We start from the raw sequence: 14,993 nt of genomic DNA, 5'->3' as shown, positions 1-14,993 counted from the left end.
TTACACACTCCAGAGTATCTGTACCGACCAAACGGCACAAGCGACCAACCACAGGATGGTGGCGATTTGCAGGGTCAGGCGAAGGCCGACGGCTTTGACATAGTCCATCCAGATGTCACGCACGCCGATCCAGGCGTGGAAGAACAGGCCGAACAGCGTCACGGCGCTGATCAGCTTGAACCACTGCTGTGCGAACAAGCCAGCCCAGCCTTCATACGTGAAGTTCTGGCCGGTCAGGAAGGAAGTCAGCAGGATGGCGGTGTACAGCACCATCATGATGGCGGTCACGCGCTGTGCCAGCCAGTCGCGCATGCCGTAGCCGGCGCCGACTACCAGGCGTTTAGGTCCAACATTGTTGTTTGCCATCTCAGAACACTCCAAACAGTTTGAGCGCGACCACGGCGGTCAGCGCCAGGCTGATCACCAGCACGGTGGCCGACGATTTGCGGGCGGAATCCTTGTCCAGGCCGATGTGGGCATCCATCACCAGGTGGCGTACGCCAGCGCAGAAGTGATGCATATAACCCCAGACCAGGGCCAGGATGATCAGTTTGACCAGCGGATAGGACACAATCCCTTGGTAGTAAGCGAAGGAGATCTCGGAGCGCAAGCTCTGCTCCAGCAGATAAAGCACGAAAGGCAGCAGTGCAAACATCATGAAGCCGCTGATGCGGTGCAGGATGGAGACGATGGCTGCCAAAGGCATGCGGTAGTTGGACAATTCGGTAACGTGGATGTTACGGAACTCCGGCCGTTCTTTTTTTGGGGCTTCCCTTACGGCTTCTGACATAACAAGACCTCCTAAGCATAAACAAAAATATCGAGACTGCGATTTTCGCCGATTTTCGCACTCATAACCAATATCTATTGTTACATATAACCAAAATAGTGTTTGGCAACACTATGCGACGGCTACTTTCCGTAGCTCAACGTATTATCAGCGCAACAATGCTACCGGGGTGTGACGGCGCCCTGTTTTCGCTGCCTGAAGCGGTTTTTTTATGTGCTTCAGGGTCTCCTAAATTCAACTCACTCAGTTCAGTTCATTGTGATAGTGATGGCGCTCCGTGGAGTACAGGCCGCGGCGCAGTTCCACCGGCTTGTCGCCATAGGTGAACGACACGCGCTCGGACGCCAGCAGCGGCGTGGCGGCGTCGATGTGCAGCAGGGCGGCGTCTTCGGCGCCGGCGCAGACGGCGCGGATCTTCTCGGTCGCACGTATCATGCGGGTGCCGAACTCGGATTCGAACAGGCCGTACATCGGCCCCTTGTATTCGACCAGGCGCTCGGCGGTCAGTCCCTTGAAGGTGACGCCCGGCAGCCACAGTTCCTCAACGATGGTCGGCACGCCGTCGAAGGACTGCACGCGCTTGATGAAGATGACGGCGTCGCCGGACTTCAGGTCCAGCAGGCGGGCCACGTCGGCCGGCGCGCGCATGCGCTTGACTTCGATGAACTTGCTTTCGGGGTAGTGCGGCACGCCCTCGTCGGGCATCAGGCGCAGGAAGCGGAAGTGGGCGCGCGCCTCGTGGTGGGTGGACACGAAAGTGCCCTTGCCCTGCTTGCGCATCACCAGGTTTTCCGCGGCGAGTTCGTCGATGGCCTTGCGTACGGTGCCCTGGCTGACCTTGAATCGGTTGGCCAGTTCCACTTCGCTGGGGATCAACTCGCCCGGTTTCCACTCGCCCGATTGCAGGCTTTGCGTGATCAGGGCCTTGATTTGCTGGTACAGTGGGGAGAAAGTCGGCGACGGATTCGCCGCGGCGCCCGCCGACGATCCGGCCGCTCCGCCGGCATTGGCGGCGGTGGAATTGCTGTTCGGATTGGGCGGGACGGAATTCATAGACCAAGATTTCACCACAAATGGCCCCTGCCGTCCAGAAAAACCGGCAATAACTTATCTGTCTTATATAAGACATAAGATAGGATTGACAGATGCCTGCCACAGGCCTACACTCCCCGGCGAGACGCTATAGCCGACGCTTCCGCATAGATTCTAAGCGCTCAATTTGCAGTATGATTACGGTTTTCCCGGACCGGCTCCGGTCCAGCTTCGAGAACGTTTTAATTCCCACTTTGGAGATTCATCATGGCTAAAACCCCAATGCGTGTTGCTGTCACCGGCGCCGCCGGTCAAATCGGTTACGCTCTGCTGTTCCGCATCGCCAACGGCGACATGCTGGGCAAGGACCAACCAGTCATTCTGCAACTGCTGGAAATCGCCGACGAAAAAGCCCAGAAAGCGCTCAAAGGCGTGATGATGGAAATCGACGACTGCGCCTTCCCGCTGCTGACCGAGATGACCGCCCACTCCGACCCGATGACCGCCTTCAAGGATGTCGACTACGCCGTGCTGGTTGGCGCCCGTCCACGCGGCCCAGGCATGGAACGTAAAGACCTGCTGGAAGCCAATGCCCAGATCTTCACCGTACAAGGCAAGGCGCTGGATGCCGTCGCATCGCGCAACGTCAAAGTACTGGTGGTCGGTAACCCAGCCAACACCAACGCCTACATCGCCATGAAATCGGCGCCATCGCTGCCGGCCAAGAACTTCACCGCCATGCTGCGCCTGGACCACAACCGCGCGCTGTCGCAAGTGGCTGCCAAGACCGGCACCGCGGTCAAGGACATCGAAAAGCTGTGCGTATGGGGCAACCACTCGCCGACCATGTACGCCGACTACCGCTTCGCCACCGTGAACGGCAAGAACGTCAAGGACCTGATCAACGACCAGGAATGGAACGCCAACACCTTCCTGCCTACCGTCGGCAAGCGCGGCGCAGCGATCATCGAGGCACGCGGCCTGTCGTCGGCAGCATCGGCAGCCAACGCAGCGATCGACCACATGCACGACTGGCACGTCGGCACCGGCGGCAAGTGGACCACCATGGGCGTTCCTTCGGATGGTTCGTACGGCATCCCTGAAGGCACCATGTTCGGCTTCCCAGTGACCACCGAAAACGGCGAATACAAAATCGTCCAGGGCCTGGAAATCGACGCGTTCTCGCAAGAGCGCATCAACATTACCCTGAAAGAACTGACCGAAGAGCGCGAAGGCGTCAAGCACCTGCTGCCGGCCTAAGTTCTGACACCACCCGCAAGTGGAACCGGTTAAACCACCGATCCGCCGCACCCGCCGCGCTGCCGAGAGCAGCGCGGCGTCTGTATCTACTGACCATTCCCGCATGCACCCATCCGAGGTTTTATTCCAGGGCAATCGCCAGCCGCTGCTGCTGCCGGCCTGCGACCATTACGCCGGCTCCGAAAAGCTGATGCGCAAATCGATCGCCCTGCAACAAGAACTTGGCCCCTTGTTCGACATCACCCTCGATTGCGAAGACGGCGCCAGCGCCGGCAACGAGGAAGCTCACGCCCGCCTGGTGGCGGAGCTGCTGCTGTCGGACGAGAACAAATTCAAACGCATCGGCGCCCGCGTGCACGATGTCCACAGCCCGTTCTTCTCGCAGGACGTGGAGATCATCTGCGCCGCCGCCCAGCCGCTGGCCTACATCGTGCTGCCCAAGGTGCACAGCGCCAAAGAAGTGGCGGCCGCGATCAAGATCATCAACGTCCACGCCGCCAAGGCCGGCCGCAAGGACTTACCGGTGCACGTGCTGATCGAAACCCACGGCGCGCTGCGCGAAGCCTACGACATCGCCGCCCTGCCCCAGGTGCAGTGCCTGTCGTTCGGCATCATGGATTTCGTCTCCTCGCACTACGGCGCGATCCCCGCCGCCGCGATGCGCACGCCGGGCCAGTTCACGCACCCGCTGGTGGTGCGCGCCAAGCTGGAAATCGCCGCCGCCTGCCACGCGCACGGCAAGGTGCCGTCGCATAACGTGACCACCGAGATCAAGGACACGGCGGTCGCCGCCAACGATGCCCAGCGCGCCGCCGCCGAATTCGGCTACACGCGCATGTGGAGCATCCACCCGAACCAGATCAAACCGATTATCAAGACCTTCACGCCGCGCCTGTCCGAGGTCAGCGAGGCAGCCGCCATCCTGCTTGAAGCGGAGGCTGTGCAATGGGGGCCAATTTCCCAAAACGGGCGCTTGCACGACCGTGCAAGCTACAGATACTATTGGACCGTTTTGCAGCGCGCCAAGCTGGCCGGGCTGAGCTTGCCCGAGTCCGCCGCCGCGCTGATCAACGGCAGCCCCACCGAACCAACCCTGGAAGCACTTTGATGTCCATCTCCAAACTACTCCTGGCCTGCAGCTTTGCGCTGGCCTCCATGACCCTGGCCGCCGGCGCCCACGCGCAGAACGCCACGCCGGCCAAGAAAACCGTCAAGAAGGCCGGCAAGTCCAAAGCCGCCGCCAAGCCGGCCGAAACCAAGACCCCGGATGAAGACGCCGATGAACCGGCCGTCACCGATTCGGCCGTGACCGAGTTCGACTGCGAACTGGGCAACAAGATCACCATCTATGAAAACGCCGGCGACGAAGCGCACATCGCGCTGCGCTGGAAGAAGCGTCTGCACCGCCTGACCCGCGTGGGCACCACCACCGGCGCGCAGCGTTTCGAAAACAAGTTGTACGGCCTGATCTGGATCGGCATTCCATCCAAGGGCATGCTGCTGGACTCCAAGCAGAACCGCCAGCTGGCCAACGAATGCCGCAACGCCGAGCAATTGAAACCGGTCGCCACCAATGCATCGGAGCCGACCAGCACCAAGACCACGATTCAGTGATTTAGTTCCAAAAGAGGCGCGCCGGCACGGGCGCCAGCAACACGGTTTTAACTTCAATAATAGACGATACCCACGAAGGAGAGGTCATGTCCCGCAACACTCTGAACACGCTTAAGGATTTCAACATTTCCGGCAAAAAGGGCAAGTTCTACTCCCTGCCAGCCCTGGAAAAGAGCCTGGGCGCCAAAATCTCCCGCCTGCCGGTATCGATCCGTGTTGTGCTGGAATCCGTCCTGCGTAACTGCGACGGCAAGAAAGTCACCGAAGAACACGTCAAGCAGCTGGCCAACTGGGGCGCGACCGCCGACCGTACCGACGAGATCCCGTTCGTCGTCGCCCGCGTCGTGCTGCAAGACTTCACCGGCGTGCCACTGCTGGCCGACCTGGCAGCAATGCGCAACGTCGCCTACAAGATGGGCGTCAACGCCAAGAAAATCGAACCGCTGGTGCCAGTGGATCTGGTGGTCGACCACTCCGTCACCATCGACCACTTCCGCGAAAAAGGCGCGCTGGACCTGAACATGAAGCTGGAATTCTCGCGCAACAACGAGCGCTACCAGTTCATGAAATGGGGCATGCAAGCCTTCGACACCTTCGGCGTCGTGCCTCCGGGCTTCGGCATCGTCCACCAGGTCAACCTGGAATACCTGGCGCGCGGCGTGCACAAGACCGCTGACGGCGTCTACTACCCGGACACCCTGGTCGGCACCGACTCGCACACCACCATGATCAACGGCATCGGCGTAGTCGGCTGGGGCGTGGGCGGCATCGAGGCGGAAGCCGGCATGCTGGGCCAGCCAGTCTACTTCCTGACCCCGGACGTGATCGGCGTGAACCTGACCGGCGTGCTGCGCGAAGGCTGCACCGCAACCGATCTGGTGCTGACCATCACCGAACTGCTGCGTAAAGAAAAAGTCGTCGGCAAGTTCGTCGAGTTCTTCGGCGAAGGCACCGAGACGCTGTCGCTGACCGACCGCGCCACCATCGCCAACATGGCGCCTGAATACGGCGCGACCATGGGCTTCTTCCCGGTTGACGACGCCACCGTCGAATACTTCGAAGGCACCGGCCGCACCAAGGACGAAATCGCTGCATTCGCCGCCTACTTCAAGGCCCAGGGCCTGTACGGCGTACCGAAAGCCGGCGACATCGACTACACCCGCGTGGTAGAACTGAACCTGACCAGCGTTACTCCTTCGCTGGCCGGTCCTAAGCGTCCACAGGACCGTATCGAAATCGGCAACGTGAAAAACAACTTCACCGAACTGTTCTCGAAACCGACCACCGACAACGGCTTCAATAAAAAAGCCGAAGACCTGGCCAAGACCTACACCACCACCAACGGCGTGAACGTGAAAAACGGCGACGTGCTGATCGCTGCGATCACCTCGTGCACCAACACCTCGAACCCGAGCGTGCTGCTGGCTGCTGGCCTGCTGGCGAAGAAAGCTGTCGAAGCCGGCCTGACCGTCGCTCCGCACATCAAGACTTCGCTGGCTCCTGGCTCGCGCGTCGTCACCGAGTACCTGACCGCCGCCGGCCTGCTGCCATACCTGGAGCAACTGGGCTTCGGCGTGACCGCTTACGGTTGCACCACCTGCATCGGTAACGCCGGCGACCTGACCCCGGAACTGAACGCTGCCATCAGCAGCAACGACATCGTCGCTTCGGCCGTGCTGTCCGGCAACCGTAACTTCGAAGCGCGTATTCACCCGAACATCCGCTCGAACTTCCTGGCATCGCCACCGCTGGTCGTGGCCTACGCCATCGCCGGCAACATGACCGTCGACCTGATGACCCAGCCAGTTGGCAAGGGCAAAAACGGCAAGGACGTGTACCTGGGCGACATCTGGCCGACCTCGAAAGAGATCGCCAAGCTGATGAAGTTCGCGATGAACTCGAAAGTGTTCAAATCGAACTACGCCGACGTCAAGGGCAACCCAGGCAAGCTGTGGGAACACGTATCGTCGACCGAAGGCAATGTCTACAACTGGCCTGCGTCGACCTACATCGCCGAGCCACCGTTCTTCGACGGCTTCGAGATGACCCCGAAAGCGGCCGCCACCGGCATCACCGGCGCGCGCGCACTGGGCGTGTTCGGCGATTCGATCACCACCGACCACATCTCCCCTGCCGGCTCCATCAAGGAAGACGGCCCGGCGGGCAAATGGCTGCTGGCTAACGGCGTGATGAAGGCGGACTTCAACTCCTACGGCTCGCGTCGCGGCAACCACGAGATCATGATGCGCGGCACCTTCGCCAACGTGCGTATCAAGAACAAGATGATCCCTGCCAAGGCGGACGGTTCGGCGGTTGAAGGCGGCATCACCATTCACCAGCCTACCGGCGAACAGCTGTCGATCTACGACGCAGCGATGAAGTACGTTGCTGCAGGCACGCCAACCATGGTGTTCGGCGGCGAAGAGTACGGCACCGGCTCGTCGCGCGACTGGGCAGCCAAGGGCACCCAGCTGCTGGGCGTGAAAGCTGTGATCGTGCGTTCGTTCGAACGTATCCACCGCTCCAACCTGGTCGGCATGGGCGTGCTGCCGCTGCAATTCATCGGCAACGACAGCGTTGAATCGCTGGGCATCACCGGCAAGGAAGTCTACGACCTGAAGGGTCTGGAAGGCGAGATCAAGCCACAGCAACTGGCTACCCTGGTCATCCACCGCGAAGGCAAGCCGGCACAGGAAGTGAAAGTGCTGCTGCGTATCGACACCCCGATCGAAGTCGACTACTACAAGCACGGCGGCATCCTGCCGTTCGTACTGCGTCAGCTGCTGGCCGCGTAAAAAGTTAGTTGTTTCATAGAGAACGCCGGCTAGTCCGGCGTTTTTTTATGCACGTTTGCCGAATCAACTACAATACGGTTCATAAGGGTTATCATCTGCATGACTGATCCGCTTTATCCACTTTTATGAGACTCTTATTGCGCTATGCGTCGTCCAAATAAAGATTCATCCCATAAGTTGTCTGCCGAGAGCCAGCGCCTCGTCACCTATGCCCTCGCAGTCGGGCAGGCGGCCAGCCGTATCGAAGAGCGGGCCTGGGAACATAGCCTCGATGCGCAGCTCCACAAACTCCTCAAGACCGGCCACCAGGACACCATCGATTCGACCTTGAACAGCCTGTTCAAGGAAGACCTGAACGCGTACGACGTGTTGATGGATGGCGTGGAGGCGGTCAGCGAGTCGAGCTCCATCACCATCGAAACCGACGGCGTCGCCAAGCAGTACGACGTGCTGCTGGTGGCCGCGCCCATCCTGGCGTGGACCCGCTTCGCCATCGCCTCGGGCGCGATCCCGGCCGATATCCTGACCACGCTGTCGGCGCACTTCTCGGCCCACCTGCTGGCCGACGGCACGCACATGGCGATGTCGCCGACGCTGTTCTCGATCGACCAGCTGCCGCGCAGCCATGTCGAGACCTACGCCAAGGTGCACAAGCTGGCGCAGGCCGCGCTCAAGGGCACGGTGCTGAAGGCCGACACCAAGGTGCCGGAGACGGCGCCCTTCCTGGCCGACACGCGCTACCTGCTGGTGGCCGTGGTGGCGCCGGCGGGTGGCCCGCTGTTCCGCTGGCAGATGCCGGCCAACCAGGCCAACTTCGTCAACGAACGCACCAACGCGCTGGAACAGTGGCGCGCGCAGGTCACGCCGACCATCAACCGCCTGCTGCCGGGCTGCGGCGTCGAGCTGCTGCTGCCGGAGGCTTACTACATGGCCTGCCGCGAGGCGGACAAGCTGATCCGTCCGGTATCGATCCGCGCCGCCGTGCACTACCTGACGCACACGCTGGCGATCGAGCCGTCGGAACTGCGCGCGGTGATCGCCGGCTTCGGCGAGGAAAGCGCCGACGGCCAGATCGACGAGTACCGCGTGGCCTTCACCCAGCGTTCGACGCCGGACGTGATCTACGGCGTGGTGTGGCCGCTGTACGGGCAGGAAGACGAGGAAGGCACGCCGCCGGAAGGTCCGCTGCAAGGCGGCCCGGGCGGCATCCTGCAGAAGCCGATTACGCCGGTGGAGGAGATCATCAGCCACCTGAACGATTCCGGCGTCACGCAGATCAAGAAGCACAGCGAGCGCTTCGTGGCGGAGTTCTGCGACGACTGCGGCGCACCGCTGTTTGCCGACCCGGTCGGCGAACTGGCGCACGCGGAAATGCCCGAGGATGCGCCGACAGGCACCGAGCACTTCCACTAAGCGGAAAGCAGAAAGCCCCTCACGGGGCTTTTTTTTACCAAGCTGAATATGGGTGCTTGATCAGGCTGGAGTTCAGGTAGCGCAGGTCGTCGGTGACTTCCTCCCCTATCCACTCCGGCTTATCGAACGCCTGGTCTTCCGAGCTCAATTCAATCTCGGCCACGACCAATCCCGCGTTCGCGCCGAGGAACTCGTCGACTTCCCACACATTGCCGGCGTAATCGATACGGCGGCGATACTTCTCGATCAACGGCTGTTCGCACAGGCGATCCAGCAGCTCCACCGCATCGGCCATCGGTATCGGATACTCCCACTCGCCGCGCGTGGCGCCGACGTTGCGGCCCTTGATCGTCATCACCGCCCGCTCGCCCTCGATGCGCACGCGCACCACGCGATCCTTGTGCGACGACAGATAGCCCTGGCGAAAAAACACCGGCTCGCCAAGGCTCATCCACGCATCGCCGCGCAAGAGGAACTTGCGCTCGATTTCAACGCCCATCTCAGGCGTCCAGCGACAGCAGGATAGGTTGCAGCATGGCCGCGCCCAGCGCCGCGCTGCGGGCGCCGTTCCAGCCCACATGCGGATCCGGCAGGTCGGCGTTGTCCTTGAACGGCATCTCCAGGGTCAGCGCCAGGCAGCCGAAGTGGTGGCCGACGTATTTCGACGCCAGGGTCAGCATGTCTTCCTTGTACTTGCTGGCGGCGTAGCCGTATTTGTCCTGGAAGTCCGGGCTGGCGTTCTTGTAGCGGTCGATGAAGTCCTGCTGCTTGACGCGGCGCTCTTCGCTGAAGTTCTCCAGCATCTCGTTACCGGCCACGAAGTTGTAAGGCAGTGCCTCGTCGCCGTGGATGTCGAAGAACATGTCGATGCCGGTTTCGTGCATCTTCTGCTTCACGTACAGCACTTCCGGGCTGCGCTCGACGGATGGCGTCATCCACTCGCGATTCAGGTTGGCGCCCGAGGCGTTGGTGCGCAGATTGCCGCGCACCGAGCCGTCCGGGTTCATGTTCGGCACGATGTAGAACACGCAGCGTTGCAGCAGCTTGCGGGCGATAGGATTGGCGTCGTCCAGCAGCGAATCGATCAGGCCTTCGACGAACCATTCGGCCATCGACTCGCCCGGGTGCTGGCGCGCGATGACCCAGATTTTCTTTTCCGCTTCCGGCTGGCCGATGACGACCAGGTTCATGTCGCGGCCGTCGATGGTGTTGCCCAGGTCGAGCACGCGGGCCTGCGGATGCTCGGCCACTTCGCCCAGCAGGCGCAGGTGGCGCTCGAACGAATACGGCTCGAAGTAGGCGTAGTAGACGCTGTCGGTTTCCGGCGTGTGCTTGATCGTCATGACCTCGCCGTCGAAGGAGGTCGGCACGCGGAACCAGGTTTCGGTGTCGTAGCTGGCGACGGCCTGGTAGTCCTCATAGCCCTTGGCGTAGGTGGCCTGGCCGGCGTTCAGGAAGCGCATGCGCACTTGCTGGCCGCGCGCGCCCTGCAGGCGGAAGTGGAACCACTGGTGGATGTCGGCGTGCGAGTCCTTGCGCAGATTCAGTTCGATTTCCGCCGCGCTGTCCGCGCGCAGCACTTCAATGGCGCCGGAGTCGAAGTTTTGGCTGATTTTGATGGTCATGTTGATCCAATATTAAGTGAATGCCGATGACGCTATTTTACCAGCCGCGCCGGCAGCCCAAGGCGCGCCGCCTTATTTTGCGAGCTGCTTCAGCACGGAGTCCAGGTCAAATGTCGAATACTCCTGCAGCCAGGTCTTGCCGCTGTCCGCGGAACTGCGGATGGTGACGACGCCCTGGTGCGAACTTTGGATGTCGAGCATCAGGCCCGAAGGCAGCATCGCCGGCCCGCCGGAGAAATTGTAATCGGCATAGGAAGCCCAGGTCTTGCCGTCGTCGCTGCTGGCCAGCAGCTCGCGTTTGCCGTACACCTGGCCGGTCATCAGCATCCGCCCATCGTTCAGGGGAATCACCGGCGACACCAGGACTTTAAGCGGCGACACCATCAGCGTCCAGCTCTGCCCGCGGTCGCGGGAGAAATAGGGGTCGGGGAACTTGCCCAGCAATCCGGCTGCCACCAGAATACTCTCCGTGCCGTCATGCGCATGCAGGAAGGCGGCCAGTTTTGCCTTGCCCGGCGGTTTGCGCTCTATCCATTTTCCGGTGTCGTAATCAAGCTGGCCCATGCGGCCGTCCGGCAGCGAAAAGCCCATGCCGCGCGCATCGTGCCATGGCCAGAAGACCGCATCGCTGCGCGACAGGGAGCCGGGCAGCACGACCTTGTGCACCGCCTGCCAATCGCCGCCTTCCAGCTGGCGCGCGCGGAAGATGGTCAGGTCCCGGCCTTTCCAATGCATCAGATACCAGCCGTCCTTGGGGTTGCCGCCAATGCGCAGCAGATTCCCGGGCGGCAGATTGCCTGCGTCGATGGGCACCAGGCTGTCGCTGCCGGGGGCTTTGCGCAGCAAGGTGCTGAACTCGCCCACCGCGATCAGTTCGGCATCCGGCAGCGTCACCGGCAATACGCACGACAGCGTTTCCGTTTGCTGGGCGTTCAGCGTGCTCCAGCGGCCCTGCTTCGAACGCAGCAGGACTGCGCCCATGCGGCTGGCGGCGGCGACTCGGCCATCGGGCAATTCGGCGGCGCATTGGGCGCCGAACGGGTGCGCGCGCGCAAACTCTTCGACCTTGTCCCGTTCACTACGCGGACCGCTCCAGCCCGGGCTGGCGCCGGCGCCGAACATCTTGCTGTACTCGGGCGCGAAGCGGTTGATCAGTTCGGCATTGGAGACGTCATGGGCGCTGCGGCCGAAATCCACGCTGAAGTTCGCGCGCGTCACGATCAGGCGCCCCAGATCCGTCGCCTTGCCGGATTCGACTTTGAAGGTCCCCACCATGCCGGACGAATAAACCCGCAATAACTTGTTCGAGGACGTATCGATCAATTCGACGAACTCGTATTCGCCGGGCTGCAGCGCGCCGATGAACAGCGAGGTGTCGCGCGCCATGCCGGGCGCAACGCGCCGCATGACCAGATGCTCGGCCAGCAATTTCACGCCCCCGGGCTTCTCCCCCTCCGCCATGCGGCGCAGCTTGATGGTATTGAAGCCGGAAATCTCGTCGGTATTGGCCGTGATGCTGACGGCTACCGGCAGATCCGTCGATTGCGCGGTCAACTTCAAGGGATCGGCCACCGAGGTATTGACGGCGCAGCCGCCGAGCTGCAACGCGGCGACGCCTATGACCGCAGCGGCCAGCCGCCTGGCCGTCAAACAAAGAAAGAGAGAATTCATGGGCTTATAAATATTTACCAAGGGAAACAATTATAAGCAATATATTTAGTTTCTTGCAAGAATTGTTTTCCGTCCACGCTACCGGCAGCGGCGGGATCGGCCAGATCGTCGAGGCGACCTAGCGCTGCGGCAGCTCGTGGATCGCTATTCCCTCGATGGGGTCGATCTCGCGGTCCCACGGCCGCATCTCGATGAAGCGCTTGGTGTCTTCGTAGCCCGCGTGCCAGCGGGCGCGGATGCCGGCGGCGCTGAAGTCGATGTCCTTGGTGTGGTCCTCGTTGCCGACGCGCGGCGCCTTCAGCGACAGCACGTGCATGGTGGTGCCGCAGCCCCACGCGGCCAGCTCGCGCACTTCCGGCGTCATCGCCGCTTCGTCCGACAGGTGCAGCGTCAACTGGCGGATCACATGGCGCAGCCGGTGCAGCTTGCGCTGCTGCTCGATGTTGCTGGCGCGGCTGGCGTATTGGATTTCCTTGTGCTTGTCCAGCACCTGCAACATGCTTTGCGGTTCGCTGCCGTCGGGGTTCCACACCTGCACCGAGAAGATCACCGAGCTGCGGCGCGGCTCGTCGTCCAGCACCGCTTCGATCGGCGTGTTGGAATAGATGCCGCCGTCCCAGTAAGGCTGGCCATCGATGCGCACGGCGGGAAAGGCCGGCGGCAGCGCGCCGGACGCCATCACATGCGAAGCGTTCAGCGCCTCCGTGCGGCTGTCGAAGTAGCGCATGTCGCCGTTGCGGGCGTTGACCGCGCCCACCGTCAGGCGCGTATGGCGGGCGTTGATGTAGTCGAAATCGACCAGCGTATCGAGCGTGGTGCGCAGCGGCGTGGTCTGGTAGAAGGACGCGTGTTCGACGCCGACCCGCGCATCGGGATTCCACCATGAAGAGAGATTGGGTTCGAAGAAGGCCGGTATGCCCTGCCCCACCGTGACGGCGTTGGCCAGAGCGCGCGGCATGGCGGAAAAGCCCAGCGCGTTCTGCTCCATGCGGTGCCAGAACTGGCGCAGCCGGTCCATGCGGTAGCGCGGCTCGTTGCCGGCGATGATGGCGCCGTTGATGGCGCCGATGGAAGTACCGATCACCCAGTCCGGCTCGACGCCGGCTTCGTGCATGGCCTGGTAGACGCCCACCTGGTAGGCGCCCAACGCGCCGCCGCCTTGCAGCGCCAGCACGACTTGTCCCGGCATCGAAGGCGACGCGAGTGGAGCGGGTTTGCGATTCAAGTGTGACCTCCGGAAGGATGCGGACTACGCTGCACTGCACCATCCGATTGTAGTGCAATTGCGCGCAGTCCGCAGCTTCTGTTTAGGCCACCACTCCGCGCGCGGCCAGTGCGGCGCGCACGCCGGCGCCGTAGGCCGGGTCGGCCTGGTCGAAGTGGCCCAGCTGGCGGGCGATGATCTCGGCGCTCACCTGGCTCAGCGGACCGGCGATGTTGTCGAACAGGTTCTGCTGCTCCTGCGCCGGCATCAGGCGGAACAGATTACCGGCTTGCGTGTAATCGTCTTCCTGGCCGCGGCCGTCGTAGCGGGCTGCGCCGCCTTGCAGCGCCAGCGCCGGTTCGCCGTGGCCCAGGCCTTGCGGGTTGCTGCCGCCCGCTTCGGTGGCCGCGTAGTTCTGCGCCGCGCCGCCGTTGGCGATGGCCATGGCGCCGTCGCGCTGCTGGTTGTGGAAGGGGCAGCGCGGCGCGTTCACCGGCAGGTGCTGGTGGTTGGTGCCGACGCGGTACAGCTGGGCGTCGTGGTAGGCGAACAGGCGTGCTTGCAGCATCTTGTCCGGCGAGTAGCCCATGCCCGGCACCACGTTCGATGGCGACAGCGCGGCCTGCTCCACTTCGGCGTGGTAGTTGAGCGGGTTGCGGTTCAGCTCGAATACGCCGACCGGGATCAGCGGGAAATCCTTGTGCGGCCAGACCTTGGTCAGGTCGAACGGATTCCAGCCGGTGCGCGCTTCCCACGCGGCCAGTTCGGCCTCGGTGGCCACTTGCAGCTTGACGTCCCACTGCGGGAAGTCGCCGGCAGCGATGGCGCCGAACAGGTCGCGCTGCGCGTAGTCCGGGTCGGTGCCGGCGATGCGGGTGGCTTCGGCGGCGGGCAGGTTCTTGATGCCCTGCCTGGTCTTCAAGTGCCATTTGACGTAGACGCGCTCACCGGCCTCGTTGATCAGGCTGAAGGTGTGGCTGCCGAAGCCGTCCATGTGGCGGTAGCCGTCCGGCGTGCCGCGGTCGGAGAACAGCATCGTGACCTGGTGCAGGCTTTCCGGGGTCTTGCTCCAGAAGTCGAACATCATGGTCGGCGATTTGAGGTTGGTCTGCGGGTCGCGTTTCTGGGTGTGGATGAAGTCGGGGAACTTGATGCCGTCCTTGATGAAGAACATCGGCGTGTTGTTGCCGACCAGGTCCCAGTTGCCTTCCTCTGTGTAGAAGCGCATGGCGAAGCCGCGCGGATCGCGTTCGGTGTCGGCGCTGCCCTTCTCGCCGCCGACGGTGGAGAAGCGCACGAAGGTGTCGGTCTTCTTGCCGATCGCGGAGAACAGTTTGGCTTTGGTGTACTTGGTGATGTCGTGGGTGACGGTGAAGGTGCCGTAAGCGCCCGAACCCTTGGCGTGGACCACGCGCTCAGGGATGCGCTCGCGGTTGAAGTGCTGCAGTTTTTCGATCAGGTGGAAGTCTTGCAGCAGCAGCGGGCCGCGCGGGCCGGCGCTGGCGGAGTTCTGGTTGTCGGCGACCGGGATGCCCGAGGCGGTGGTGATCGGTGGCTGGCTCATTGCTATGACTCCTTGAAGATTGATA

Annotated in this window: 13 protein-coding genes; 5 read left to right on the top strand and 8 right to left on the bottom strand. The window is 62.4% G+C overall.

From position 1 onward, the window contains the following. The 3 genes from sdhD to GEV01_RS06825 all read right to left on the bottom strand — a co-directional run bounded on the left by sdhD (position 1) and on the right by GEV01_RS06825 (position 1,843). On the bottom strand, positions 1-366 hold the full coding sequence (sdhD, locus tag GEV01_RS06835) for a succinate dehydrogenase, hydrophobic membrane anchor protein (RefSeq protein ID WP_070357682.1): 366 nt from the start codon (positions 364-366) through the stop codon (positions 1-3). A 1-nt stretch (position 367) separates the two neighbouring features. Continuing rightward, positions 368-790, bottom strand: a complete 423-nt coding sequence (gene sdhC, locus GEV01_RS06830) for a succinate dehydrogenase, cytochrome b556 subunit (RefSeq protein WP_152802861.1) — start codon at positions 788-790, stop codon at positions 368-370. 243 nt (positions 791-1,033) lie between these two features. After that, a complete protein-coding gene (locus GEV01_RS06825; RefSeq protein ID WP_152802859.1) occupies positions 1,034-1,843 on the bottom strand; it encodes a GntR family transcriptional regulator in 810 nt (269 codons plus the stop codon). A gap of 246 nt (positions 1,844-2,089) precedes the next feature. On the opposite strand from GEV01_RS06825, the gene GEV01_RS06820 reads away from it, so the two are divergent. From GEV01_RS06820 to GEV01_RS06800, 5 genes are all read left to right on the top strand, one after another. After that, the gene (locus GEV01_RS06820) at positions 2,090-3,082 is read left to right on the top strand and encodes a malate dehydrogenase (RefSeq protein ID WP_070268572.1); all 993 of its coding nucleotides are present in this window, start codon (positions 2,090-2,092) and stop codon (positions 3,080-3,082) included. Positions 3,083-3,185: 103 nt separating this feature from the next. Next, complete coding sequence (locus GEV01_RS06815) at positions 3,186-4,190, top strand: HpcH/HpaI aldolase/citrate lyase family protein (RefSeq protein ID WP_152802857.1); 1,005 nt, start codon at positions 3,186-3,188, stop codon at positions 4,188-4,190. Further along, a complete protein-coding gene (locus tag GEV01_RS06810) occupies positions 4,190-4,696 on the top strand; it encodes a hypothetical protein (protein WP_152802855.1) in 507 nt (168 codons plus the stop codon). Before GEV01_RS06815 ends, GEV01_RS06810 begins: the two co-directional genes overlap by 1 nt. An 86-nt stretch (positions 4,697-4,782) precedes the next feature. Next, positions 4,783-7,491, top strand: a complete 2,709-nt coding sequence (gene acnA / locus GEV01_RS06805) for an aconitate hydratase AcnA (protein ID WP_152802853.1) — start codon at positions 4,783-4,785, stop codon at positions 7,489-7,491. Positions 7,492-7,635: 144 nt separating this feature from the next. After that, a complete protein-coding gene (locus GEV01_RS06800; RefSeq protein WP_152802851.1) occupies positions 7,636-8,904 on the top strand; it encodes a DUF2863 family protein in 1,269 nt (422 codons plus the stop codon). Positions 8,905-8,938: 34 nt separating this feature from the next. Here GEV01_RS06800 and GEV01_RS06795 read toward each other — a convergent pair whose 3' ends face one another. From GEV01_RS06795 to GEV01_RS06775, 5 genes are all read right to left on the bottom strand, one after another. Further along, positions 8,939-9,403, bottom strand: a complete 465-nt coding sequence (locus GEV01_RS06795; RefSeq protein ID WP_152802849.1) for a CYTH domain-containing protein — start codon at positions 9,401-9,403, stop codon at positions 8,939-8,941. A gap of 1 nt (position 9,404) precedes the next feature. Next, on the bottom strand, positions 9,405-10,529 hold the full coding sequence (locus tag GEV01_RS06790) for a M14 family metallopeptidase (protein WP_152802847.1): 1,125 nt from the start codon (positions 10,527-10,529) through the stop codon (positions 9,405-9,407). Between the two features lie 72 nt (positions 10,530-10,601). Further along, positions 10,602-12,200, bottom strand: coding sequence for a sialidase family protein (locus tag GEV01_RS06785; RefSeq protein WP_152802845.1), 1,599 nt, complete (start codon positions 12,198-12,200; stop codon positions 10,602-10,604). A 118-nt stretch (positions 12,201-12,318) separates the two neighbouring features. Then, the gene (locus tag GEV01_RS06780) at positions 12,319-13,389 is read right to left on the bottom strand and encodes a patatin-like phospholipase family protein (protein WP_152803982.1); all 1,071 of its coding nucleotides are present in this window, start codon (positions 13,387-13,389) and stop codon (positions 12,319-12,321) included. A gap of 118 nt (positions 13,390-13,507) precedes the next feature. Further along, positions 13,508-14,968: a catalase gene (locus GEV01_RS06775; RefSeq protein ID WP_152802843.1), complete on the bottom strand. Its 1,461-nt coding sequence runs from the start codon at positions 14,966-14,968 to the stop codon at positions 13,508-13,510. Positions 14,969-14,993 lie beyond the last annotated feature (25 nt).

Source organism: Rugamonas rivuli (assembly GCF_009380165.1).
Taxonomy (GTDB): domain Bacteria; phylum Pseudomonadota; class Gammaproteobacteria; order Burkholderiales; family Burkholderiaceae_D; genus Rugamonas; species Rugamonas rivuli.
Note: the sequence above shows the minus strand (reverse complement) of the source record. Positions and strands in the feature narration are given on the sequence as shown.

What these genes read in the sequence shown, in the direction of transcription:
- sdhD (WP_070357682.1), bottom strand. Translation starts at nt 366, where the DNA reads ATGGCAAACAACAATGTTGGACCTAAACGCCTGGTAGTCGGCGCCGGC.
- sdhC (WP_152802861.1), bottom strand. Translation starts at nt 790, where the DNA reads ATGTCAGAAGCCGTAAGGGAAGCCCCAAAAAAAGAACGGCCGGAGTTC.
- GEV01_RS06825 (WP_152802859.1), bottom strand. Translation starts at nt 1,843, where the DNA reads ATGAATTCCGTCCCGCCCAATCCGAACAGCAATTCCACCGCCGCCAAT.
- GEV01_RS06820 (WP_070268572.1), top strand. Translation starts at nt 2,090, where the DNA reads ATGGCTAAAACCCCAATGCGTGTTGCTGTCACCGGCGCCGCCGGTCAA.
- GEV01_RS06815 (WP_152802857.1), top strand. Translation starts at nt 3,186, where the DNA reads ATGCACCCATCCGAGGTTTTATTCCAGGGCAATCGCCAGCCGCTGCTG.
- GEV01_RS06810 (WP_152802855.1), top strand. Translation starts at nt 4,190, where the DNA reads ATGTCCATCTCCAAACTACTCCTGGCCTGCAGCTTTGCGCTGGCCTCC.
- acnA (WP_152802853.1), top strand. Translation starts at nt 4,783, where the DNA reads ATGTCCCGCAACACTCTGAACACGCTTAAGGATTTCAACATTTCCGGC.
- GEV01_RS06800 (WP_152802851.1), top strand. Translation starts at nt 7,636, where the DNA reads ATGCGTCGTCCAAATAAAGATTCATCCCATAAGTTGTCTGCCGAGAGC.
- GEV01_RS06795 (WP_152802849.1), bottom strand. Translation starts at nt 9,403, where the DNA reads ATGGGCGTTGAAATCGAGCGCAAGTTCCTCTTGCGCGGCGATGCGTGG.
- GEV01_RS06790 (WP_152802847.1), bottom strand. Translation starts at nt 10,529, where the DNA reads ATGACCATCAAAATCAGCCAAAACTTCGACTCCGGCGCCATTGAAGTG.
- GEV01_RS06785 (WP_152802845.1), bottom strand. Translation starts at nt 12,200, where the DNA reads ATGAATTCTCTCTTTCTTTGTTTGACGGCCAGGCGGCTGGCCGCTGCG.
- GEV01_RS06780 (WP_152803982.1), bottom strand. Translation starts at nt 13,389, where the DNA reads ATGCCGGGACAAGTCGTGCTGGCGCTGCAAGGCGGCGGCGCGTTGGGC.
- GEV01_RS06775 (WP_152802843.1), bottom strand. Translation starts at nt 14,968, where the DNA reads ATGAGCCAGCCACCGATCACCACCGCCTCGGGCATCCCGGTCGCCGAC.